The organism is Mycetohabitans sp. B3 (assembly GCF_021498065.1).
Taxonomy (GTDB): domain Bacteria; phylum Pseudomonadota; class Gammaproteobacteria; order Burkholderiales; family Burkholderiaceae; genus Mycetohabitans.
Genome location: NZ_JAHLKN010000004.1, coordinates 24,546 through 46,983 on the forward strand (window position 1 = coordinate 24,546; position 22,438 = coordinate 46,983).

The window sequence follows — 22,438 nt, forward strand, 5'->3', positions numbered from 1 at the left end:
ACGCTATGAGCAAAGACTACAAGGACCTGCTGGTTGCCCTTGACATCGGGACGTCGAAGGTGGTGGCCGTTGTCGCCGAGTTAAAAGGCGAGGGCCACTATGAAGTGATTGGGCTCGGGCAAAGCGACTCGAAGGGTCTGAAGAAGGGGGTGGTCGTTAATATCGAGGCGACGGTTCAGTCGATCCAGCGCGCGCTCGAGGAAGCTGAACTGATGGCCGACTGCAAGATTACCAACGTGTTCACCGGCATCGCCGGCAGCCATATCCGTAGCTTCAATTCGAGCGGCATGGTGGCGATCAAGGACAAGGAGGTCACGCAGGCGGACGTCGCGCGTGTGATTGAGACGGCGAAAGCGATCAATATTCCGACCGACCAGCAGGTGCTGCACATCCTGACGCAGGAATTCATCATCGACGGCCAGGAAGACGTGCGCGAGCCGATTGGCATGAGCGGTATCCGGCTGGAGGTGAAGGTGCACATCGTGACGGGTGCCGTCTCGGCCGCACAGAACATTGTCAAATGCGTGCGCCGCTGCGGGCTGGAGGTCAACGATCTGATTCTGCAGCCGCTCGCGTCGAGCCTGGCCGTGCTGACCGAGGACGAGAAGGAGCTCGGTGTTGTGCTGGTCGATATCGGCGGCGGGACTACCGACATCGCGATCTTCAGCGAGGGGGCGATTCGCCATACCGCAGTGATCCCGATCGCGGGCGATCAGATCACCAGCGACATCGCGATGGCGCTGCGCACGCCGACGCCGGACGCGGAAGATATCAAGGTAACCTACGGGATCGCCAAGCAGGCGCTGGCCGATCCGGACGAGATGATCGAGGTGCCGGGGCTGGGCGAGCGCGGCCCGCGGGTGCTGTCTCGCCAGGCGCTGGCGGCGGTGATTGAGCCGCGCGTGGAGGAGCTGTTTTCGCTGGTCCAGCAAGTCGTGCGCGAGTCCGGCTACGAGGAGCTGCTGAGCTCCGGCGTAGTGTTGACCGGTGGCGCGGCGATGATGGCCGGCATGGTTGAACTGGGCGAGGACATCTTCCTCAAACCGGTGCGTATCGGCGTGCCGGAATATGCCGGCGGACTGGCGGACGTAGTGCGCAACCCGCGCTATTCGACCGCGATGGGGCTGCTGGTGGAGGGGCGTTCACAGCGCATGCGCGGGCGTAAGGTCGCCACGCAGTCTGGTTCCGCCACGCAGGTGTGGGCCCGGATGAAGGACTGGTTCCTAGGCAATTTTTGAAGTCGTTTCGCAACGCGCTGGCGGCGGCGGCCAGTGCACGGTGACGGAATTGCCCGATTCCGCCACCGCGTAACGCCGAGTGAAGTCGCTTAATACTTGACGGAGGCACTAATGGAATTCGAAATGCTGGAAACCGAAACCAACGGCACGATCATCAAGGTCGTCGGGGTCGGTGGCGCTGGCGGCAATGCCGTCCAGCACATGATCAACCGCGGTGTGCAGGGCGTTGATTTCATCGTGATGAATACCGATGCTCAAGCGCTGAATCGGTCCAAGGCACCGTCCGTGATCCAATTGGGTAAGACCGGCCTGGGCGCCGGGGCGAAACCCGACATGGGGCACGCCGCCGCGGAGGAGGCTCGCGAGCGCATTGCCGACGCGCTGCGCGGTGCGCACATGGTGTTCATCACGGCGGGCATGGGCGGCGGCACCGGTACCGGCGCCGCGCCTGTGGTCGCGCAAATTGCCAAGGAGATGGGCATCCTAACAGTAGGTGTCGTTAGCAAGCCGTTCGAGTTCGAGGGCGGCAAGCGCATGCGGATTGCCGAAGCGGGTTCGCAGGAACTTGAATCGCATGTCGACTCGCTGATCGTCGTGCTGAACGACAAGCTGTTCGACGTGATGGGCGACGACGCTGAGATGGATAAGTGCTTTCAGTGCGCGGACGATGTGTTGCATAACGCGGTGGCCGGCATTGCCGAGATCATCAATGTCGACGGCCTCGTGAACGTGGACTTCGAGGACGTCAAGACCGTGATGGGCGAGCAAGGCAAGGCGATGATGGGCACCGCGACGGTGGCTGGCGTCGACCGCGCGCGGCTGGCAGCCGAACAAGCTGTGGCCAGCCCGCTGCTCGAGGGCGTGGACCTGTCTGGCGCGCGAGGCGTGCTGGTCAACATCACGTCGAGCCGCTCGCTGCGCCTGTCGGAAACCCGCGAGGTGATGAACACGATTAAGAGCTACGCGGCCGACGATGCGACGGTGATTTTCGGCGCGGTGTACGACGACGCGATGGGCGATGCGCTGCGGGTAACCGTGGTGGCGACGGGCCTTGGCCGCGTCGCCAAGAAGCAGCAGGCGGCGCCGATGACGCTGCTGCGCACTGGCACGGATAATCATCCAATCGCCGCGCAGCCGGTCAGCTATGCCGCCGCGCCGAGCGCGACCGACTATGGCGCACTGGATACGCCGGCAGTGTGGCGCAACTCGCGGGAAACTGCTGCATCGCACGTGCAGGCATTGCAAGAAAAGGGCGTGGACACGTACGACATCCCGGCGTTTCTGCGCAAGCAAGCCGACTGATCAGCGCGCCCGACGCAGGCGTCACAGCGACGCGGACCGCGCTGGCTGGACCCGCAAGCTCGGCATCCCGCAAGATGCTCGCCCCGCTTGCTGCCCGCTGAAGAAACAGCGGATGCGACGTTGCGCGCCGGTGGCATGATAGACGCCGGTCGCGAGTGGGCGCTTGGCCGACGAAGAGGTGCAAGCGCAGCAGTGATAGCACGTCCCGGGCAGGGCGTGTGGTTCACCGACGGCGCAGATCTAACGGGATAGCCGCTGCTGTTGCGTGCTGGCAACGCGTGCGCGAGCGTTTTTCGCCCTGCTGTCACACGGCCCGGTGCCTGGAAACCGCCTCCTTCCAGGTATCGGGCCGCTTTATCATCCGTTCAACACGGAAAACGTAACAACGGGAAACAGTTTTATACAGATGGATAAAAGCGGGAATTGAGCAAGTCGAGTATACTAATGACTATGGGATTAAAACCCGCGATTAGAATAACCTATTAAGAGTTAAGACGATGTTGAAGCAGCGGACCATCAAATCGATCGTGAAGACGGTTGGCATCGGCCTGCACTCCGGGCGCAAGGTCGAGTTGACGCTGCGTCCGGCTGCTGCCAATACCGGAATTGTGTTTTGTCGCACCGACTTGGCCGTGCCGGTCGACATTCCGGCCAGTGCGATGTCGATTGGCGACACGCGCCTTGCGTCGGTGCTGGAAAAGGACGGCGCGAGGGTATCGACCGTTGAGCACCTGATGTCGGCTTGCGCGGGGCTCGGGATCGATAACCTGTATGTCGACGTGACGGCCGAGGAAATCCCGATCATGGACGGCAGCGCGGCGTCGTTCGTGTTCTTGCTCCAGTCGGCCGGGATCGACGAGCAGGCTGCCGCCAAGCAGTTCATCAAGGTCACGCGGCCGGTCGAGGTGCGTGATGGGGACAAGTTTGCCCGGCTGGAGCCGTACTTCGGTTTCAAGCTGAAGTTTACGATCGACTTCCGTCACCCGGCGGTGGACAAGACGGGCCAGGAACTGGAGGTCGATTTTGCCGACACGTCCTATGTGCGCGAGATCGCGCGGGCTCGCACATTCGGCTTCGCGCACGAAGTTGAAATGATGCGCGAGTTGGGCCTGGCGCGAGGCGGCAGCATGGACAACGCGATCGTGCTAGACGAGTACCGCGTGCTGAACAACGATGGCCTGCGCTATGGCGACGAGTTCGTGAAACATAAAATGCTAGACGCGATCGGCGACCTATACGTGGTTGGCCATCCATTGCTGGCATCGTACACCGCGTACAAGTCCGGTCACGGCTTGAACAATGCGCTACTGCGCGAATTGCTCGCCCACGAGGACGCGTACGAGATCGTCACGTTTGCCGACCAGAAAGCGGCGCCGCGCGGTTTTGCCTACGACCCGCAGGCGGTGTACGCGTGAAGTCTCGCTAGGCGCGGCGGCGACCCGTATGCCGCTGCGCCATGCGGGCAACGGCTTGCTGCAGCGGCGAAGGCTCCAATGCGTCGGCCAACTCGCGAAGACAATCGGCGCCGGCTACTGAAACCCGGGCTTGTTTGATCTGCGCAGCAGCGGCTGGCGCTTGCGGGCGCACGCGGATTTTGATCGCCCGCAGTGCGAAACCGCGCTGCTGCAGTTCGGTCAGCACGGTGGGCTCCAGATGACGCAACCGGGCGGCCAACGCAGTGTGGGCTGCAAAAAGGGTCAGTGTCTGATCCTTGATTGGGCCGGCATGCACATGGCTGGCCAGATAACTGGGCAGCACGGCTTGCAGTGCCGCTTCCAGCGCCGCCACTTGTCGCACGCCGGCTTGCAGCGCGGCCAACTCGGCGCTGGACGACATCAACTCGGCGAGCGGCCGGGGCGTCAACGGCTTGCGTGGCAACGGATAGGGCGAATAGCGGCTCATGGCACTCATGCAGGGACTGGCGGCTCGCGGCCGTCGGGGAATCGACGTGTATCCACGCCACTATTGTAGCCGCTGGTGGCCGGCTTCGACGATTATTGCGCCGCTGGCCGGCTGCACGGGTTGACAACCGCGCGCGAGCGCGTCCTGACGCGGGCAGTACACAGTCGGCGTGATAAAATCGCGCCTTTAAATCCAACTGGACACAGCCGTCGAACCGCCGTTCGCCAACGGGTCGTGCGAGAGTCGCGCCGATCCGGCGTCGCGTGCCGACTCGAGATCCCGATCCGATGACCACCGGTTTTCTGCAAAAGATTTTTGGCAGTCGCAACCAGCGGCTGATCAAACAGTATCAAAAGACTGTCGCGACGATCAATGCGCTGGAGGCGCAGATTGAAAAGCTGACGGACGAGCAATTGCGCGCGAAAACCGACGAATTCAGGCAGCGCGTAGCGGCTGGGGAGTCGCTCGACAGGCTGCTGCCGGAGGCATTCGCGGTGTGTCGGGAAGCGAGCCGCCGCGTGCTGAAGATGCGGCACTTCGACGTACAGCTGATCGGCGGCATGGCGCTGCACTACGGCAAGATCGCCGAAATGCGCACCGGCGAGGGCAAGACGCTGGTGGCCACGCTGGCGGCGTACCTGAATGCGCTATCGGGGCGCGGCGTGCATGTGGTGACGGTCAACGACTATCTCGCGCAGCGCGATGCGGAGTGGATGGGCCGGCTCTACAATTTTCTCGGTCTGTCCGTCGGCATCAACCTGTCGCAGATGGAACACGGCCAGAAGCAGCAAGCTTACGCGTCGGACATCACGTATGGCACGAACAACGAATTCGGCTTCGACTACCTGCGCGACAACATGGTCTATGAGACCGATGCGCGCGTGCAACGCGGGCTGAATTTCGCGATCGTCGATGAGGTCGACTCGATTTTGATCGACGAGGCGCGCACGCCGCTGATTATTTCGGGGCAGGCTGAGGACCACACCGAACTGTATGTGCGGATGAATGCGTTGCCGCCGCTGCTGGAGCGCCAGATTGGTGAAGAAAAGGCCGATGGTAGTGGCGTCGAGAAGCCGGGCGACTACACGCTGGACGAGAAGGCGCGCTCGGTATTCCTGACTGAATCGGGTCACGAGAAGGCCGAGCGTCTGCTGGCCGAATGGGGCCTCATTGGCGATGGCGAGAGTCTTTATGCACCGCAGAACATCACGCTGATGCATCATGTGTATGCGGCGCTGCGCGCGCATACGCTGTTCTTCCGCGATCAGCACTATGTCGTGCAGAATGGCGAGGTAATCATCGTCGATGAGTTCACCGGGCGCCTGATGCCGGGTCGGCGCTGGTCGGACGGCCTGCACCAAGCTGTTGAGGCGAAGGAGCATGTGAAGATCCAGGCAGAGAACCAGACGCTGGCGTCGATCACGTTCCAGAATTACTTCCGGATGTATGTCAAGCTGGCTGGCATGACCGGCACGGCGGACACCGAGGCGTACGAGTTCAACGAGATCTATGGACTCGAGACGGTCGTGGTCCCGACCAACCGGCCGTCCAAGCGCACGGATCGCCAGGACCAGATCTACAAGACCGCGAAGGAGCGCTATGACGCGGTGATCCGCGATATCCGCGACTGCTACGAGCGCGGACAGCCGGTGCTGGTCGGCACCACGTCGATCGAGAATTCCGAGTTGCTATCGCGCCTGCTCAAGCAGGCCGGGTTGCCACACGAGGTGCTCAACGCAAAGCAGCACGCGCGTGAGGCGGCGATCGTCGCCGAGGCTGGCCGTCCGAAGCGTATCACGATCGCGACCAACATGGCGGGCCGCGGCACCGACATCGTACTCGGCGGCAACCCGGACAAGCAGGCGTCGCTGATCGAAGCCGATGCGTCGATCAGCGACGACGAGAAGCGACGTCGGATTCAGCAGATCCACGACGAATGGCAAACGCTGCACGAGCAGGTCAAGGCAGCCGGTGGACTGCACATCATCGGCACCGAGCGGCACGAGTCCCGCCGGATCGACAACCAGTTGCGCGGACGGGCGGGCCGCCAGGGCGATCCCGGTTCGTCGCGCTTCTACCTGTCGCTCGAGGACCCGTTGCTGCGCATCTTCGCCGGTGACCGTGTGCGCGCGATCATGGACCGGTTGAAGATGCCGGAAGGCGAGGCGATCGAGGCCGGCATCGTGACGCGGTCGATCGAATCGGCGCAACGCAAGGTCGAGGCCCGTAACTTCGATATCCGCAAGCAGTTGCTCGAGTATGACGACGTCGCCAATGACCAGCGCAAGGTGATTTACCAGCAGCGCAACGAGTTGCTGGAAGCGCAGGGCATTCACGAGACGATTGGCGCGATGCGGCATGGCGTGCTGACTGAGGTGGTGCGCACCTATGTGCCGGCTGGCAGCATCGAGGAGCAGTGGGATGTGCCGGCGCTCGAGGAGGCGTTGCGCAACGAGTGGCAGCTCGATCTCGCGTTGCAGGAGATGGTGAACGAGGCGGACACAATTGAGGCCGACGAGGTACTTGACGCGGTGATCGCGGCAGGTGACGAAGCGTACGAGGCGAAGGTCGCGCAGGTCGGCCGCGATGCGTTCAGTGGCTTTGAGCGCTCGGCGATGCTGCAGACGCTGGATTCGCGTTGGCGCGAGCACCTGGCCGCGCTCGAGCATCTGCGCCAGGGCATTCACCTGCGCGGCTATGCGCAGAAAAATCCGAAGCAGGAATACAAGCGCGAGGCATTTGAGCTGTTTGCTGCGATGCTGGACGCGGTCAAGCACGAGGTCACGCGCATTGTGATGAACGTGCAGATCCAGACACCGGAGCAACTCGAGGCAGCGGCCGAGCAATACGAAGAGCAGGCGAGCCATTTGGAGAACGTTGAATTTCGACACGCTGACTTTGCCCAGGCCGCCGAGGCCGAGGCCGCGTTCGCCGATGCGCCGCCGCGCGGGTTACCGATGGCGCCCGCGCCCCATACGGTCTCTGGGCTGTCACTGGACTTCGCCGCCGGCCAGTCGTCGGTGGCCGCGCGCGACAACCCGTACCCGAAGGTCGGCCGCAACGATCCGTGCCCGTGCGGCAGCGGCAAGAAGTACAAGCAGTGCCACGGTCGGCTCGCGTGATGTGCTCCGCGAGCGGGGTGGTCCCGTTCCTGTCCGATGCCGCCCGCTGCGCCCGCGGGCGGCTTTTTCTCTGACCAGCGCTTGCAATCATGGCCGTCAATTTCCCCTCGATCGATCCCGCGTCGCTTCATCCCGTGCCCGGCGTCACGCTCGGCTGGGCCGAGGCCAATCTGCGCAAACCGAATCGCAAGGATGTACTGGTGATCGCCGTCGATGACGGTGCAACGGTGTCCGGCGTGTTGACCACGAACCGCTTTTGCGCCGCGCCGGTCGTCGTGTGTCGTGAGCATCTCGCGTCGGCGCGTGGCGGTGCCGCGCCGATTCGAGCGCTGCTCGTCAATACTGGCAATGCGAACGCCGGGACCGGCGAGCCGGGTTTGGCGCATGCCCGCGACAGTTGTGCGGAATTGGCGCGGCTGCTGCGCATCGATGCGCAGCAGGTGCTGCCGTTCTCCACTGGCGTGATCCTTGAACCGCTACCGATTGAGCGGCTCAAGGCAGGATTGCCGCAAGCCGTTGCGCAACTCGCGCCGGCGCACTGGTACGAAGCTGCGCAGGCGATCATGACGACCGATACGTTGCCCAAGGCCGCCTCACGGCAGCTCGACATCGACGGCCATACGATCACGCTAACCGGGATCAGCAAGGGCGCCGGGATGATCAAGCCGAACATGGCCACGATGCTAGGGTTTGTCGCGACCGATGCGGCCATCACCCAGCCCGTACTGGACGCACTGGTCAAGGACGTGGCCGACCAATCGTTCAACTGCATCACCATTGATGGCGATACGTCGACGAATGACTCGTTCATCGTCGTAGCGTCCGCCCGCTCGACGCTGCCGGCGATTACGTCCACGCAAAGCGCCGCATACCGCGCGTTGCGCGACGCGTTGACGCAACTCGCGCAGACCCTGGCGCAATTGATCGTGCGCGACGGCGAAGGGGCGACGAAATTCATGACAGTGCGCGTCGAGGCGGGCCGCAGTGTCGACGAGTGCAGGCAGGTGGCCTATGCGATTAGCCACTCGCCTCTGGTCAAGACTGCTTTCTATGCGTCTGACCCCAACCTGGGCCGGCTCCTGGCAGCGATCGGCTACGCCGGCATTGCTGACCTAGATGTGAGCCGCATCGAGCTGTACCTGGACGACGTGCTGGTGGCCAAGGCCGGTGGCCGCCATCCCGACTATCGCGAGGAGGACGGCCAGCGCGTGATGAAGCAAAGCGAAATCACGATTCGCGTGCGCTTGGCGCGCGGTGATGCCCAGGCGACCCTCTGGACCTGCGACCTGTCGCACGACTACGTGTCCATCAATGCCGATTACCGCTCCTGACCCACACTAACGGACATGACCGTACCGCTGGAGATCGATTGCGATGGACAAGCTTGAACAATTCCTGACGCGTGCCGAGGCGCTGCTCGAACGCCTGGAGGCCGTGTTGCCGCCGGCCGCGCCGGTTACCGACTGGGACGCGGCCATTGCGTTTCGATGGCGCTTACGGCAGGGGCGGAGCTTTTTGCAGCCGGTCGCCCATCCGTCGACGATCCAGTTGTCCGACTTGCAGAACATTGACCGGCAAAAGGCGTTGGTCGAGCAGAACACCCGTCAGTTCGTGCGGCGCCTGCCGGCGAACAACGTGCTGCTGACGGGCGCGCGCGGCACCGGCAAGTCGTCGCTGATCAAGGCCTGCTTGAACCAGTTTGCGCCCGAAGGCCTGCGCCTGATCGAAGTCGATAAGGGCGACCTGCACGATCTGGGTGACATCGTTGAGCAGATCGCCTCGCGCCCGGAGCGGTTCGTCGTGTTTTGCGATGACCTGTCGTTCGAGGAAGGCGAGTCCAGTTATAAGGCGCTGAAGGTGGCCTTGGATGGCTCGATTGCAGCCCAGTCCGACAACGTGCTGATCTACGCGACGTCGAACCGTCGTCATTTGCTACCCGAGTACATGCGCGACAACGAGACCTACCGGCACACGGCGGATGGCGAGATCCATCCGGGCGAAGTGATCGAGGAGAAGATTTCGCTGTCCGAGCGCTTTGGGTTGTGGGTCAGCTTCTATCCATTTAAGCAAGACGACTATCTGGCGATCGTCGCGCATTGGCTCAGGCATTTTGCGTGCAGCGATGCGCAGATCGAGGCCGCGCGGGGCGACGCGCTGGTTTGGGCACTGGAGCGCGGCTCGCGTTCGGGCCGGGTTGCGTGGCAGTTTGCCCGGGACTGGTCCGGCCGACGGCAGGAAGCCCAATGACCGCGCGGCGCCCGACCATGACGCCGGATACGGTCGCACGGCGCGACGTGTCGCAGGCGCACGCCGCCACGCATACTGCTGATGGACGTCGGATCACCGAAGTGGCCGTCGGTGTAATGTTGCATGAGGACGGGCGTTTCCTGCTCGCGCAGCGGCCCGCCGGCAAGCCATACGAGGGCTACTGGGAATTTCCGGGTGGCAAGCTGGAGCCGGGCGAAAGCGTCGAGGACGCATTGGCGCGCGAGCTGCATGAGGAACTCGGCGTGACGATTGTCGATTGCGTGCGCTGGCGGGTCCTTGAACATGACTATCCGCACGCTTACGTGCGGTTGTTCTTCTGCAAGGTGACCCGGTGGAGCGGTGAGCCGAGCGGTCGAGAAGGGCAGGCGTTTGTCTGGCAGGCACCCCCCATCCAGGTTGCGCCGCTGCTGCCGGCGGCATTGCCGGTGATCGACTGGCTCGACGCTGAACGGGGTTAAACCTCAGTTTAGCCCGCCCGGTTTTTGCGGGTCGCCATGCGGCTCATCGGCCGGGCGGTCATCGCCGCCAATCGTGTACTTCCCGGTGGCCCACGCGCCGAGATCGATTTGCTTGCAGCGCGCGGAACAAAAAGGACGGAACCGGCTTTCCGGCTTCCATTCGACCTTTTGGCCGCAAGTCGGGCAGTTGACGACAGTCGTCATATCGGCAAAGGGTTGATTATCCGGCTTACAGGTTGCACAACGTTAGTTGGAATGGCACGTCGACGTCAACAGCACGCGGCCGCATGTCGCCGTCCTGCGCAGTGAAGCGCACCCACAACATATACTTGTTGGCGCTAGCCTCGGGAATGACCCGCAGGTCCGGCGCCACACGCACTTGCATCAATTGATAGGCCCGCCCCGACAACATTTGCTGATAGCTGCCCTGCATCGCCATGACCTTCGCGGCCTGCCCCGATTCGCGGGCAAGACGCAATACAATGACTGTTGCATCGCGCAGCGGCAACAACGGCATCGCCCATTGCATGATATCTGCGCGGCGCTGCTCTGCAGCGCTGCGCTGCCATGCGTAGTACGACGGCAGATCGAAGCGGCAAGTTCCGCCGGGAATGATGGCCCGGCTGCGGATGCTGGCCAGCCATTCATTATCGGTCAAATGCTGCCCCGTTTTCCCTTGGATCTGCGCAAGGCCGGCCAGCGTTTGCTCGATTTCCGAGAGGACGGTCTCGAGCGCGTCCTGCTCGATCTCGGGATTGCCGCGAAAGGGTGTCAGGGCCTGGCGCTGGCGCTCAAGCTCCTTCATCAGATCCGACTTCAAGTCGCTGCGGCTTGTCACTTCAGCGATCTCGAACAGGGTGGTCAGTGCGACGTGGTGTTCTCTCGGGTCTTCTTGCGTTAGGAAGAACGTAAAGCGCTCGAACAGGTCTTCGAGGCGCAACAACGTCCGAATGCGCTCATTGAACGGATACTCGTAGAGAATCAAGCGTAGGTGCCTTTCACTTTGGAAATGCCGGAGAGAAGCGGCAATTTGCGCCCATTCTAATGCGCTCGAATTCCGCTAGCAATCGCTGTGGAATTCGCAACGAAATTCGCACTGTATTGCATGCCACCGGCGCACGCCGATTCACGATGGTGCATTACGCGCCAATAACAAATAGCGCTGATGCAGCGATGCGATTTCTGGCCGCAGCGGCTCGATGGTGTCGGTTTCATTGACGATGATATCGTCTGCGGCGGCGAGTCGCGTCTGCCGTGTGGCCTGACGTGCAATGATGGCGTGCACCTGTTCGCGCGTGAAGCCATTGCGCCGCATGACGCGCTCGACCTGCGTCTGCACCGCGCAATCTACCACCAGCACGCGATCGACGCGTTCGCGCCAATTGCCCGCCTCAACGAGTAACGGCACGACACAGATCACGTAGGGACCGCTCGCCGCTTGCATTTCGCGTTCTGTCTCGGTGCGGATCAGCGGGTGCATGATTGCTTCGAGCCGTTGCTTCGCTTGCGTGTTGCTGAACACTAACTCGCGCATCCGCGCGCGGTCCAGTGCACCTTGCGCCGTGATGAAGGTGGTACCGAACTGTGTCCGGATGCCGGGTATCGCCGCGCCGCCTGGTGCGGTGACACGATGCGCGATCAAATCAGTGTCCACGATCGGCACGCCATAGGCGGCGAAAGCATTGGCGACCGTTGTTTTGCCACTGCCGATCCCGCCCGTCAGACCCACCTTGAACATCGTTAACCTCCGAGCAGCCGATAGAGCGGCGTGCCGCCGAACAGCGTGAGCACCGCTGCCCCCGCCAGAAACGGACCGAACGGCAACGGCTCCTCCAGGCGCATCCGCTTGGCGAGCGTGGCGCCAAGACCGACGATCGCGCCACACACTGAGGCAACGAGTATGATTTGCAACAGTGGGCTCCAGCCGAACCATGCGCCAATGGCGGCAAACAACTTGAAGTCGCCGTAGCCGATACCCTCGGCGCCGCGCACGAGCTTGAACAGCCAGTAGACGGCCCACAGTGACAAATAGCCGGCCGCCGCACCGATCACGGCCGCATCCAGGGGGGCGAATACGGCGTGTAGATTGATCAGCAGCCCCGCCCAGAGCAGCGGCAACGTCAGCGAATCGGGCAGCAGCTTGGTCTCCAGATCGATGGCGCTCATCGCCAGCAGCGCAGCGCAGAACGCAAAGGCGATAAGCGCCGTAGGCGTGGGGCCGAACGCCGCGAGTGAGAGCGCCGCGAACAGTGCGCAGGCGGACTCGATCAACGGATAGCGCCAACGGATCCGCGTACCGCATGCCGAGCATCGGCCGCGCAATGCGATAAAGCTGAGCAACGGGATGTTCTCGTACAAGCGCAACGTATGTCCGCATGCAGTGCACGCCGAGCGTGGCACACACAGGTTATAGCGCCGTGGCAAATCGGTTTGCGACGACGGAGCGGGCCTTCGCTCGGGCGTCGGATTGGGCTTGGCATCGTGCTCATCGCTTGCTGCGCTTAACGCGTGCAGCGCATTGTGCGGCACGTAGCCGGCCAGTTCTTGCTGCCATGCGTGTTCAAGCATCTGCGGCACACGGTGTACGACAACAGTCAGGAAACTGCCGATGACCAATCCGAGCACGCATGCGAAAGCGTACTGCCAAGCAACCGGCAGCATCGAGAAAGCGTCGGCGAAGCCGGCGATCCAGCGGCCGGGGCCGTAGGGGGCGATGACAGAAAACGAATGCATGTCGATGGCCAGCGAGGAACGGTACGCGATGCTACCTGATTGAAATTACATTACGTTACCCATTTCGATAATGGGCAAATACATGGCGACCACGAGTGCGGCAATCAGCGCACCGGGCCCGACAATGATAAGCGGTTCGGCCAGTTGTGCGAGCAGGCCGATTCGTTCCGCCACGAGCTGGTCATTCCAAGCGCCGATGTCGGCCAGCGTCGTGCCGAGCGTGCCGGCTTGCTCGGCAAGTGCGATCGTGGCCACGACGTCGGGCGGAAAGCAGGTGCTGGCACGCATGGCATCGGCCAGGCTTGCGCCGACGCGCACGCGTGCCGCGATGTCGCGTGTTGCTGCGTCCATCGCGGCATTGCCGCTAATGCCGTCCACGGCATCGAACCCGTCAGCCAGGGCGATGCCAGCCTCGAGAACCTGGCCCAGCGCATGGCTCCAGCGCGCGATGGCCGCGCGCTGCACGATGGGGCCCACGAGCGGCGCACGTAACAGCAGTGCATGCAGGCGCAGGCGAAACTGTGGCGAGCGTTGCCAGGCAAGCATGCCGCACGCGATCCCGAGGCCCCCCACCGCGACCATCGCCGGGCCGTGAGTTAGCCACTGCCGGGACAGCGCGACCACGATCCGCGTGGGTTTGGGCAATTGCGAGCCAAATCCGGCGAACACTTGTTCGAATGTCGGTACCACCCAAACCAGCAGTAGCGCGCACAGGCCCAGTGCCAGCGCGAGGATTAGCGTCGGATACCATAGCGCGTTGCGCAGCCGCGCACGTTGTGCGGCCACACGGTCCCGAGTGTCCGCCAGTTGAGCGAGGATCGTATCGAGTGAGCCGGTGTGTTCCGCAAGCTCGACAAGCCGCCAGTACGCGGCCGGAAACACATGGCTGTGGCGTTGCAGCGCCCTGGACAGCGTACTGCCTTCTGTGATGTCTCGCAGCACGGTTTCGAATAGGGGTTTCAGTGGCGCACTCGTGTGCTGTGCCACCAGCGCCAACGCAGGTTGCAGCGACAGTCCACTGCGCAGCAGCATGGCCAAGTGTCGCGTGGCGCGCGTCAGATCGGCGTGGCGTACGCGTGGACTCCACCATGCGCGAACCTCGATGAGCTCGACCGCGACAATCCTGTCGCGCCGAATACGCTCGAGTGCCGAACGCGCGTCGAGCGCCACGAGCGTGCCGCGACGTCGGCGGCCGTCGGCGCCGATGCCTCGCCAATGGAAGCGGGACATCGCCGGCCGACGGGGCGAAGCGGCTTGGATAGGAGGCTGCATCGTGCGCCAATCCATCACGCATCGTCCGTCACCGCAAGGGCTTCATGCAGCGATGTCGTTCCATCGCGCACACGCGCGAGCGCGGATTGCCGCAATGTTTGCAGACCGGCTGCGCGCATCACGTCTGCCAGCGCATGGGTCGGCGTCCGCGCTGCGATGCGCTGTTGCAGTGCGGTGGTTACGGGCACGACCTGATGGATCGCGCAGCGGCCCACAAAGCCGGTGCCGCGGCATGCCGTGCAGCCGACTGGTCGATAGGATTGCCAATAACCCGCCAGCGCTTGGTCGACATGTGCGGCCGTCATGCCGGCCGCACGCAGCGCGACGGGGTCGGGCGTATCGGCGAGCCGGCACGCGTTGCATAACCGCCGCACCAGCCGTTGCGCCGTGATGAGCTTGACCGCTGCCGCCACGTTGTACGGTTCCACGCCCAGGTCCGTGAGTCGCGCGAGCGTCGCTGGCGCATCATTAGTGTGCAGCGTGGCAAGCAGCAAATGTCCGGTCTGTGCAGCGTTGATGGCGACCGAGGCGGTTTCCGTATCGCGGATCTCGCCGACCATGATCACGTCCGGGTCTTGCCGCAGCAACGCGCGCAGCACCGATGCGAAACCCAAGCCTGCTCGGTCGTTGACCGACACCTGGTTGACGCCGGCGAGCTCGATCTCGGACGGGTCCTCGATCGTGCAAAGATTAAACGCATCGCGATCGAGTTCGCGCATGAAGGTATAGAGCGTCAGCGTCTTGCCGCTGCCCGTGGGTCCGGTGACCAGCACCATGCCTTGTCGGACGCGCAACGCATGCTGTACGGCGGACAACTGGGCGGCGTCAAAACCCAGTCCTGTTAGATCCAGCCCATCGGGTAGCGCATCAAGGCGGCGCAGCACCACTTTTTCGCCGAATACCGTGGGCAGCGTTGACACGCGGAATTCATCGAACTCGGTGCCGGACACGGCGATGCGCAACCGGCCATCCTGTGGCGCGCGCCGCTGCGCGATGTCCAGTCGCGACAGCACTTTGATTCGTGTGATGACTGCGTCACGCAGGTGCGCGGGTGGATTGTCGAGGCGATGTAGTCGACCGTCGATCCGCAGCCGAATTTGCCATTGGTGTCGGCTCGGCTCGATATGGATATCCGAGGCGCGACACGCGCCGGCTTGTGCAAATAAATCGTTCAGCAGGCGTACCGCCGGTGCGTCGGTGTCGTCTGATTGCGCAGCGTGTGCGAGCGCGCGGGCACGCTGTGCCGCACGCGTCGTCAGCTTGGTAGCGACGGGCGCCGCAGCCGAGCGCACCGGTGCGGCCGGCGCCGTGAAACCGGAACGCGTGTGCTCATCGGCTTCGCGCGGCACGGGCGGCTCAGCCGTGGACCGCATGGATATGGGATGGGCGCCGTGCGCCGCAGGGGACGGTGGCACGGCTGGGAACAACGGGTGATTGGGCATGCTGGCGATGTGCTGACGGCGCAATGCAATAAAGACCTACTTATCGTCGCGTGCTCGCTGCATTCGCGCCATTCAGCCGAACGGCCAATCGCGTTGGTGTCCTGCCGGGCCGGCGTACCGCTTTGCTGATAGGCTAGCGGGCGTGCTGCCGTGCTGCCACCGCGTGCGCGGCGTCCAACCGCGTGGGCCGGAAGAGTTTCACCGTGCGAATGGCTTGATTGTCGATCTGCATGACCTCCATGCGCGTGTCGCCGACCACCAGGCTCACGTCGCCTTCCGGGATGGCCTCCAACAGTTCCAGGATCAGGCCATTTAACGTCTTTGGACCATCAAGCGGCAACCGCAGACCAAGCCGGCGGTTCAACTCCCGTAATGGGATGCCGCCCGCGACGATGCATTCCCCTTGCGCGTTCCAGCCGCCTGCCGCGCCGCTTGCCGTGCGCGGCAAGGTCGTCGTGAACTCGCCGATCAACTCCTCGATAATGTCCTCCGGCGTCACCAGCCCTTGGACTTCGCCATATTCGTTGACGACCAGCGCCATCCGGTGCCGGTTCTCTTGGAAGAACTGCAACTGCTGGAAGACCGGCGTGCCGCTGGGCACGAAATAGGGCTCCGTGAGCAACTCGCGCAGTTTTTCTCGCTCGAATTCCTGGTTGTGCAACGCGGCTAGGGTCTTGCGCACATGAAGCATGCCGAGCACGCGGTCAATGTCCCCCTGATAGACGACTAACTTGTTGTGGTAGCAGGTTTCCAACTGCTGGACCAACTGGTCGAACGGCGCATCGAAGTCTAGCGCCTCGATGCGCCGGCGTGGCACCATGACATCATCGACCGAGATGCTCTCCAGATCGAACAGGTTCAGCAGGATGCTGCGGTGCTTGCTTGGCATGAAGCTGCTCGATTCCAGTACGACGCTGCGCAATTCGTCGTTGGACATGCGCAGTTCACGCCCGCTTTTCGTATTGATGTGCAGCACGAGCAGGATGCCGTTGGCCAGCATGTTGACGAACCACACCAGCGGGCGGGCGAGGGTGATCAGCGGCTTGATGACGAGGCTGGCCGGCAACGCGATCTTTTCGGGATAGGCCGCGCCGACAATCTTCGGTGTGATCTCGGCGAACACGATGATGAGGAATGCGACGATCCCGGTGGTGATCGACAGCACCGCGCTGTGGTTGCCGAACGCGTGCAGCGCGATCGATGTCGTGAGCACCGGGATGATGACGTTCATCAGATTGTTGCCGATCAGGATCACGGACAGCAACTGGTCGGTGTGCACGAGCAGGCGCTGCGTCGTCTTCGCACCCACCACGCCCTTGCCCGCTAAATGCTTGAGCCGATGGCGGTTTAACGCCATCATCGCGGTTTCCGAGATTGAAAAAAAGCCCGATATGAGCAGCAGCACGACTACGGCGCCAATTTGCGCCCAAAGAGGGAGAGTTTCCACGTGAAAAAGCCGGATGCCGGCTAATGGACGATGAAGTCAACTATATCAGAGCGCCGGGGGCGTCCGTGCAGTAGCCCGGCGGGCGACATACTGGCGCGACGCGCGTCCTGCCGGTTCTTTGCATCCCTGCATTAGCGCTTTTGAGCCGCCACAGCTCCCCATTCCTTTCAATCCAGCCCGAAAAGTAGGAGGCTGGGTGGAGACCGACGGAGCATGGTGTCATGGCATGACTCGCATCGCCAGCGTGAAAGCCAGCACGCCACACGTCGGGGTCTATCTGCACGCCGATTGTCATCGTATTCCCTTCGAGTGCGAGAACGGCGCCGGCGTTTGTCGCTGCCAGGCGGTCTGCTGCGCTTTTGTGGGACGGGGCCGTGCGGGCGCCGAGCAGTCGGAGGCGGAGGTTTCTGGTTGGCATCGATCCACGCGAGAACCTTGCACTCGTACCTTCACAGCCGCCGGCTATGAGGCACCTTGAACGAGCGTCCGCCGCGAACCCAACGTTGCTGGCCATGAAGCTTGCAGCCATGAATGCTGACGTGAGGGAAGAGAGTCAAAAAGAAAATGTCCCGCCAACTTGGCGGGACATCCTTGGGTAACCCGATGTAGGATTTATTCTATCTCGACATGGACATCGAGTTAGAAGGACCCGTAAGTCACTGATCCTATTGAGAATTCTGGTCGGGGTGAGAGGATTCGAACCTCCGGCCTCTACGTCCCGAACGTAGCGCTCTACCAGGCTAAGCTACACCCCGAATTGGATCACTTCAGCATTTTCGTCTCTTTCAAGACTGGCGCGCCGCTGAATAAGAGCACAATTGTAGCAGCGATTCTTTGAATTGGGAATCTGGAAATGCAAAAATGGCGCGCGCCGCGGCCTGTGCTTCCGCTTCGGCGCAGCGCAGCGTGTGGTCGAGCGCGCCCGACTCGGTGACGGCGGTGAAAATCGTGTCGAATCGGTCGGTGCCGCCGTGCTCGATGGCGTCCCGGGCCAACTGCGCCTGCTCGTCGGTGCCGTGCTCGATCAAATAGATCAGCGGTAGCGTCGGCTTGCCTTCGCGCAGGTCGTCGCCGGCATTCTTCCCCATTGACTCGGGCGTGCCTGTGTAATCGAGCCAGTCGTCCATGATCTGGAAGGCGGTGCCGATCGTGCGGCCAAACTCCGCCGCGGCGGCCTCCATCGCGGGGGGCGCACCGGCGATGACCGCGCCCAACTGGGCTGCCGCCTCGAACAGCTTGGCGGTCTTGTAGCGGATCACCTGCATGTAGCGCGCTTGATCCACGTCCGGATCATGCATGTTCAGCAACTGCAACACCTCGCCTTCCGCGATGACGTTGGTGGCGTCCGACAGGATCTGCATTACGCGCAAGTTACCGCACGCGACCATCATCTGGAACGCGCGCGAATACAGGAAATCGCCGACCAGCACGCTGGCTGCGTTGCCAAACAGCGCATTGGCGGTTTGCTTGCCGCGCCGCAACTGTGATTCGTCGACCACGTCGTCATGGAGTAGCGTCGCCGTGTGGATGAACTCGATGACCGCCGCTAGCTCATGCCGGTGGCCGCTGCGCTCTCCCAGTGCGTTCGCCACCAGCAACAGCAGGGCGGGGCGCAGGCGCTTGCCACCCGCACCGATGATGTATTCGGCGATCTGGTTGATCAGGACGACGTCCGACGCGAGCCGCGTGCGGATCACGCGATTGACTTGTTGCATGTCGTCGGCGATCGGCGCTAGCGTGGCGGCCGCGGACGGGGTGGTGGTGGCTGTCAACGACGTAAACCGGAAAAAAGGGTGGGCGGAGCAAAACAGGCGAATTATAAGGCACTGGAGCGGCCGACCGTGCTTTGCCGCCAGTTTGTCGATCATGGTCGGACGAGGCGCCCGCTCGTGTGCGCTCGATCTGCAGCAGGTTTTGACTTGCCTTAAAAATCTCTATATAATCAAGCGTTTCTGTGCATGGCGCGCAGAAACGCACGAAGCGCGCGAAAATGCGTGTTCGAAACCAATGAAGGGGTCCGGATCCGGGCCGCTTTTCAAGTGAGGTTCAACAATGTACGCGGTCATAAAAACCGGTGGCAAGCAGTATAAGGTCGCTGCCGGCGAAAAATTGAAAGTAGAACAGATACCGGCAGACATTGGCGCTGAAATCACGCTCGACCAGGTGCTCGCAGTCGGCGAGGGCGAATCGATTAAGTTCGGTACGCCGCTGGTGGGTGGGGCTTCCGTCAAGGCTACCGTGGTATCGCACGGACGGCATGCGAAAGTGACGATCTTCAAGATGCGTCGCCGGAAGCACTACCAGAAGCATGGCGGTCATCGCCAGAATTACACCGAATTGCGCATCGACGCGATTAACGCGTAACGCGCAGGGAGTCCACAGATGGCACACAAAAAGGCAGGCGGCTCGTCCCGGAACGGCCGCGATTCCGAAAGCAAGCGTCTCGGCGTCAAGGTGTTCGGCGGCCAGGCAATCCATGCGGGTGGCATCATCGTGCGTCAACGCGGCACGCGGATGCATGCTGGCGACAACGTCGGGATTGGCAAGGACCATACGCTGTTCGCGCTGACCGACGGTCATGTCCGCTTTGCGGTCAAGGGCGCGGCGAGGAAGCATATCGTCAGCGTGGTCCCGGCTGCTTGAATACCCGGTGGTCACCACGCGAACCGGCTGACCGGATCCGGCACTCCGCCGGGCTTGCGCCGGTGACGTCGCCTCGGGCTGCCGATGCAGAGCGGGCGTGACGAAGCAAAAGGCCTCGCAATCTGCGGGGCCTTTTTGTTGGTGCTGGCAAGATAGGTTGTGAGTGCCGCAACGCGTTGGTGAGCGCGGACAAAATCGCGGCGCCGGCGGCACGATCGGCGGGTCGGCGGCAGCAGGCAAACGGCGCAAGCCGAACGGAGCAATTTGAATGAAGTTCATTGACGAAGCGAGGATCGAGGTCATCGCCGGTGACGGAGGGGATGGCAGCGCATCGATGCGCCGTGAGAAGTTCGTTCCGTTCGGCGGGCCGGATGGAGGTGACGGCGGGCGTGGTGGCAGTGTTTACGCTATCGCGGATCGCAACATCAATACGCTGATCGACTACCGGTACGCAAAGAAGCACCAAGCGCGCAACGGCGAGAACGGGCGCGGATCGGACTGCTACGGCAAGGGAGGCGAGGACATCACGTTGCGCATGCCAGTCGGCACGGTGATCACGGATCGGGATACCGGTGAGCTGATCGCCGACCTGACTGAGCACGATCAGCGCGTGCTGCTGGCCAAGGGCGGCGCCGGGGGGCTCGGCAACCTGCATTTCAAGTCGAGCACGAACCGGGCACCACGGCAAAAAACCGAAGGCAAGCCGGGCGAGCGCCGCATGCTCAGGCTCGAGTTGAAGGTGCTGGCCGATGTCGGCCTGCTGGGCATGCCCAATGCGGGCAAGTCGACGTTTATCGCGTCGGTGTCGAACGCGAAGCCGAAGATCGCCGACTATCCGTTCACGACGCTTGCGCCGAACCTTGGTGTGGTGCGGGTCGGACCGACGAAGAGTTTCGTGATCGCTGATATCCCGGGCCTAATCGAAGGCGCCGCCGAAGGCGCTGGGCTGGGGCACCAGTTCCTACGGCATCTGCAACGCACCAGGATATTGCTGCATTTGGTCGATCTTGCGCCGTTTGATGCCGGCGTCGATCCGGTCGCGGAGGCAGGTGCGATCGTCAACGAGCTGCGCAAGTACGACGAGGCGCTTTACCGCAAGCCGAGGTGGCTGGTATTGAACAAGGTTGACATGATTGCAGAGCACGAGCGCGAAGCGCGCGTGGCCGACTTTGTCGAGCGCTTCGGTTGGCAGGGACCGGTATTCCAGATCTCGGCGCTCACCGGTCTAGGCTGCGAGAATCTGTGTTATGCGGTCTACGACTACTTGAGCGAGACTGGACTGGCGGCGCGTGCGCAGCATGCCGAGGACCTGGCGGCCGACGTGCGGTTCCGGGGTGACGCACAGACGTGCGACGACGCGACACCACCCGGCGCCGATACACAGTGACTGTCGCCGCCGCGCAACACGATACCGAACGGGAACACAAGGACGGCGCAACGATGCGTTCGATCATTGCCGATGCAAAACGGCTGGTTGTGAAAGTGGGTTCGAGCCTGGTCACCAATGACGGGCGTGGGCTGGATCATGACGCGATCGGGAGATGGGCCGCGCAAATTGCCACATTGCGCCAGCAGGGCAAGGACGTGGTGCTGGTCAGTTCCGGCGCGATCGCCGAGGGGATGCAGCGACTGGGCTGGAACCGGCGTCCACGCGAGATCGCCGAGCTGCAGGCCGCGGCCGCGGTTGGCCAAATGAGGCTGGCGCAGGTCTATGAAAGCCGCTTTGCCGAGTATTCGATCCGCACGGCCCAGATCTTGCTCACGCACGCGGACCTTGCCGATCGCGAGCGATACCTGAATGCACGCTCGACGCTGCTTACGTTGCTCAGACTCGGCGTGGTGCCGATCATCAATGAGAATGACACGGTCGTCACGGATGAGATCAAGTTCGGCGACAACGACACGTTGGGCGCGTTGGTGGCGAACTTAATCGAAGGGGACGTGCTGGTGATTCTGACCGACCAGCGTGGTTTGTACACGGCCGATCCGCGCAAGGATCCTGCCGCGACGCTGGTGCAACAGGCCGACGCCGGCGACTCCGCGTTGGAGGCAATGGCCGGTGGCACCGGTACAAGCATCGGCCGGGGTGGGATGCTGACCAAGATTCTGGCCGCCAAGCGCGCCGCGCACAGCGGCGCGGATACGGTGATTGCAAGCGGTCGAGAGCCGGACGTGCTGGTCCGGCTGGCGGCGGCGGAGTCGATTGGCACGCAACTCATTGCGCGGACCGCCCGCATGGCCGCACGCAAGCAATGGATGGCGGACCAACTGCAAGTGCGCGGCCATGTCGTGATCGACGCGGGCGCGGTCGAGAAGCTGACATCCGGCGGCAAGAGCCTGTTGCCGATCGGCATCGTCGACGTGCAAGGCATTTTTGCTCGCGGCGAGGTGATTGCGTGCCTGGACGAAGCGGGCCGCGAGGTGGCGCGTGGGTTGACGAACTACAGTAGCGTCGAGGCGCGGCTGATTCGCCGCCATCCGAGTGCGCAGATCGAGTCGATTCTCGGTTACATGCTCGAGCCCGAACTGATCCACCGGGATAACCTGGTGATGCTTTAACGCCAGCGAGGTGCGCGCCTCGCGGTGGACCCGCGATGCGCGAAGCCGGTTG

Annotated in this window: 20 protein-coding genes and 1 tRNA gene; 11 read left to right on the plus strand and 10 right to left on the minus strand. The window is 62.8% G+C overall.

What is annotated here, in order from left to right:
• Positions 1–5 precede the first annotated feature (5 nt).
• The 3 genes from ftsA to lpxC all read left to right on the plus strand — a co-directional run bounded on the left by ftsA (position 6) and on the right by lpxC (position 3,955).
• A complete protein-coding gene (gene ftsA, locus KQH55_RS00845; RefSeq protein WP_076785505.1) occupies positions 6–1,238 on the plus strand; it encodes a cell division protein FtsA in 1,233 nt (410 codons plus the stop codon).
• A gap of 111 nt (positions 1,239–1,349) precedes the next feature.
• On the plus strand, positions 1,350–2,540 hold the full coding sequence (ftsZ, locus tag KQH55_RS00850; RefSeq protein ID WP_076785504.1) for a cell division protein FtsZ: 1,191 nt from the start codon (positions 1,350–1,352) through the stop codon (positions 2,538–2,540).
• Positions 2,541–3,037: 497 nt separating this feature from the next.
• Positions 3,038–3,955 carry a UDP-3-O-acyl-N-acetylglucosamine deacetylase gene (gene lpxC / locus KQH55_RS00855; RefSeq protein WP_076785503.1) on the plus strand — a complete coding sequence of 306 codons (918 nt, stop codon included), beginning with the start codon at positions 3,038–3,040 and terminating at the stop codon, positions 3,953–3,955.
• A gap of 7 nt (positions 3,956–3,962) precedes the next feature.
• Here lpxC and KQH55_RS00860 read toward each other — a convergent pair whose 3' ends face one another.
• Positions 3,963–4,442 carry a DUF721 domain-containing protein gene (locus KQH55_RS00860; RefSeq protein ID WP_235090000.1) on the minus strand — a complete coding sequence of 160 codons (480 nt, stop codon included), beginning with the start codon at positions 4,440–4,442 and terminating at the stop codon, positions 3,963–3,965.
• A 287-nt stretch (positions 4,443–4,729) separates the two neighbouring features.
• Between KQH55_RS00860 and secA the strand changes: the two genes are divergently transcribed.
• From secA to KQH55_RS00880, 4 genes are all read left to right on the plus strand, one after another.
• The gene (gene secA, locus KQH55_RS00865; RefSeq protein ID WP_235090001.1) at positions 4,730–7,564 is read left to right on the plus strand and encodes a preprotein translocase subunit SecA; all 2,835 of its coding nucleotides are present in this window, start codon (positions 4,730–4,732) and stop codon (positions 7,562–7,564) included.
• A gap of 89 nt (positions 7,565–7,653) precedes the next feature.
• Positions 7,654–8,895 (plus strand): bifunctional glutamate N-acetyltransferase/amino-acid acetyltransferase ArgJ, encoded by a 1,242-nt coding sequence (argJ, locus tag KQH55_RS00870; protein WP_076785501.1) that lies wholly within the window; start codon positions 7,654–7,656, stop codon positions 8,893–8,895.
• A gap of 43 nt (positions 8,896–8,938) precedes the next feature.
• The gene (locus KQH55_RS00875; protein ID WP_235090002.1) at positions 8,939–9,811 is read left to right on the plus strand and encodes an ATP-binding protein; all 873 of its coding nucleotides are present in this window, start codon (positions 8,939–8,941) and stop codon (positions 9,809–9,811) included.
• 17 nt (positions 9,812–9,828) lie between these two features.
• Entirely contained in the window at positions 9,829–10,290 is a 462-nt protein-coding gene (locus tag KQH55_RS00880; protein WP_076787453.1) for an NUDIX domain-containing protein, read from the plus strand.
• A gap of 3 nt (positions 10,291–10,293) precedes the next feature.
• On the opposite strand, the gene KQH55_RS00885 is transcribed toward KQH55_RS00880, so the two are convergent.
• The 9 genes from KQH55_RS00885 to KQH55_RS00925 all read right to left on the minus strand — a co-directional run bounded on the left by KQH55_RS00885 (position 10,294) and on the right by KQH55_RS00925 (position 18,995).
• Complete coding sequence (locus tag KQH55_RS00885) at positions 10,294–10,494, minus strand: DNA gyrase inhibitor YacG (protein WP_076785499.1); 201 nt, start codon at positions 10,492–10,494, stop codon at positions 10,294–10,296.
• 25 nt (positions 10,495–10,519) lie between these two features.
• Entirely contained in the window at positions 10,520–11,275 is a 756-nt protein-coding gene (zapD, locus tag KQH55_RS00890) for a cell division protein ZapD (protein WP_235090003.1), read from the minus strand.
• A gap of 141 nt (positions 11,276–11,416) precedes the next feature.
• Positions 11,417–12,028 (minus strand): dephospho-CoA kinase, encoded by a 612-nt coding sequence (gene coaE, locus KQH55_RS00895; protein ID WP_235090004.1) that lies wholly within the window; start codon positions 12,026–12,028, stop codon positions 11,417–11,419.
• A 2-nt stretch (positions 12,029–12,030) separates the two neighbouring features.
• On the minus strand, positions 12,031–13,023 hold the full coding sequence (locus tag KQH55_RS00900; RefSeq protein ID WP_235090005.1) for an A24 family peptidase: 993 nt from the start codon (positions 13,021–13,023) through the stop codon (positions 12,031–12,033).
• A gap of 45 nt (positions 13,024–13,068) precedes the next feature.
• The gene (locus KQH55_RS00905) at positions 13,069–14,295 is read right to left on the minus strand and encodes a type II secretion system F family protein (RefSeq protein WP_235090006.1); all 1,227 of its coding nucleotides are present in this window, start codon (positions 14,293–14,295) and stop codon (positions 13,069–13,071) included.
• Positions 14,296–14,309: 14 nt separating this feature from the next.
• Positions 14,310–15,668: a GspE/PulE family protein gene (locus KQH55_RS00910; RefSeq protein WP_076797345.1), complete on the minus strand. Its 1,359-nt coding sequence runs from the start codon at positions 15,666–15,668 to the stop codon at positions 14,310–14,312.
• A 202-nt stretch (positions 15,669–15,870) separates the two neighbouring features.
• Positions 15,871–17,184, minus strand: coding sequence for an HlyC/CorC family transporter (locus KQH55_RS00915; RefSeq protein ID WP_235090007.1), 1,314 nt, complete (start codon positions 17,182–17,184; stop codon positions 15,871–15,873).
• Between the two features lie 678 nt (positions 17,185–17,862).
• Positions 17,863–17,939: transfer RNA gene (locus KQH55_RS00920), tRNA-Pro, on the minus strand.
• 30 nt (positions 17,940–17,969) lie between these two features.
• Positions 17,970–18,995, minus strand: a complete 1,026-nt coding sequence (locus KQH55_RS00925) for a polyprenyl synthetase family protein (protein WP_235090039.1) — start codon at positions 18,993–18,995, stop codon at positions 17,970–17,972.
• Between the two features lie 241 nt (positions 18,996–19,236).
• Between KQH55_RS00925 and rplU the strand changes: the two genes are divergently transcribed.
• The 4 genes from rplU to proB all read left to right on the plus strand — a co-directional run bounded on the left by rplU (position 19,237) and on the right by proB (position 22,386).
• Entirely contained in the window at positions 19,237–19,548 is a 312-nt protein-coding gene (gene rplU, locus KQH55_RS00930; RefSeq protein WP_013434098.1) for a 50S ribosomal protein L21, read from the plus strand.
• An 18-nt stretch (positions 19,549–19,566) separates the two neighbouring features.
• On the plus strand, positions 19,567–19,827 hold the full coding sequence (gene rpmA / locus KQH55_RS00935) for a 50S ribosomal protein L27 (RefSeq protein WP_235090008.1): 261 nt from the start codon (positions 19,567–19,569) through the stop codon (positions 19,825–19,827).
• A 268-nt stretch (positions 19,828–20,095) separates the two neighbouring features.
• Entirely contained in the window at positions 20,096–21,214 is a 1,119-nt protein-coding gene (gene cgtA / locus KQH55_RS00940) for an Obg family GTPase CgtA (protein ID WP_235090009.1), read from the plus strand.
• Positions 21,215–21,267: 53 nt separating this feature from the next.
• Positions 21,268–22,386, plus strand: a complete 1,119-nt coding sequence (gene proB / locus KQH55_RS00945) for a glutamate 5-kinase (RefSeq protein ID WP_076787446.1) — start codon at positions 21,268–21,270, stop codon at positions 22,384–22,386.
• The last annotated feature ends 52 nt before the right edge of the window (positions 22,387–22,438 follow it).

What these genes read in the sequence shown, in the direction of transcription:
- ftsA (WP_076785505.1), top strand. Translation starts at nt 6, where the DNA reads ATGAGCAAAGACTACAAGGACCTGCTGGTTGCCCTTGACATCGGGACG.
- ftsZ (WP_076785504.1), top strand. Translation starts at nt 1,350, where the DNA reads ATGGAATTCGAAATGCTGGAAACCGAAACCAACGGCACGATCATCAAG.
- lpxC (WP_076785503.1), top strand. Translation starts at nt 3,038, where the DNA reads ATGTTGAAGCAGCGGACCATCAAATCGATCGTGAAGACGGTTGGCATC.
- KQH55_RS00860 (WP_235090000.1), bottom strand. Translation starts at nt 4,442, where the DNA reads ATGAGCCGCTATTCGCCCTATCCGTTGCCACGCAAGCCGTTGACGCCC.
- secA (WP_235090001.1), top strand. Translation starts at nt 4,730, where the DNA reads ATGACCACCGGTTTTCTGCAAAAGATTTTTGGCAGTCGCAACCAGCGG.
- argJ (WP_076785501.1), top strand. Translation starts at nt 7,654, where the DNA reads ATGGCCGTCAATTTCCCCTCGATCGATCCCGCGTCGCTTCATCCCGTG.
- KQH55_RS00875 (WP_235090002.1), top strand. Translation starts at nt 8,939, where the DNA reads ATGGACAAGCTTGAACAATTCCTGACGCGTGCCGAGGCGCTGCTCGAA.
- KQH55_RS00880 (WP_076787453.1), top strand. Translation starts at nt 9,829, where the DNA reads ATGACGCCGGATACGGTCGCACGGCGCGACGTGTCGCAGGCGCACGCC.
- KQH55_RS00885 (WP_076785499.1), bottom strand. Translation starts at nt 10,494, where the DNA reads ATGACGACTGTCGTCAACTGCCCGACTTGCGGCCAAAAGGTCGAATGG.
- coaE (WP_235090004.1), bottom strand. Translation starts at nt 12,028, where the DNA reads ATGTTCAAGGTGGGTCTGACGGGCGGGATCGGCAGTGGCAAAACAACG.
- KQH55_RS00900 (WP_235090005.1), bottom strand. Translation starts at nt 13,023, where the DNA reads ATGCATTCGTTTTCTGTCATCGCCCCCTACGGCCCCGGCCGCTGGATC.
- KQH55_RS00905 (WP_235090006.1), bottom strand. Translation starts at nt 14,295, where the DNA reads ATGCAGCCTCCTATCCAAGCCGCTTCGCCCCGTCGGCCGGCGATGTCC.
- KQH55_RS00910 (WP_076797345.1), bottom strand. Translation starts at nt 15,668, where the DNA reads ATGCGGTCCACGGCTGAGCCGCCCGTGCCGCGCGAAGCCGATGAGCAC.
- rplU (WP_013434098.1), top strand. Translation starts at nt 19,237, where the DNA reads ATGTACGCGGTCATAAAAACCGGTGGCAAGCAGTATAAGGTCGCTGCC.
- rpmA (WP_235090008.1), top strand. Translation starts at nt 19,567, where the DNA reads ATGGCACACAAAAAGGCAGGCGGCTCGTCCCGGAACGGCCGCGATTCC.
- cgtA (WP_235090009.1), top strand. Translation starts at nt 20,096, where the DNA reads ATGAAGTTCATTGACGAAGCGAGGATCGAGGTCATCGCCGGTGACGGA.
- proB (WP_076787446.1), top strand. Translation starts at nt 21,268, where the DNA reads ATGCGTTCGATCATTGCCGATGCAAAACGGCTGGTTGTGAAAGTGGGT.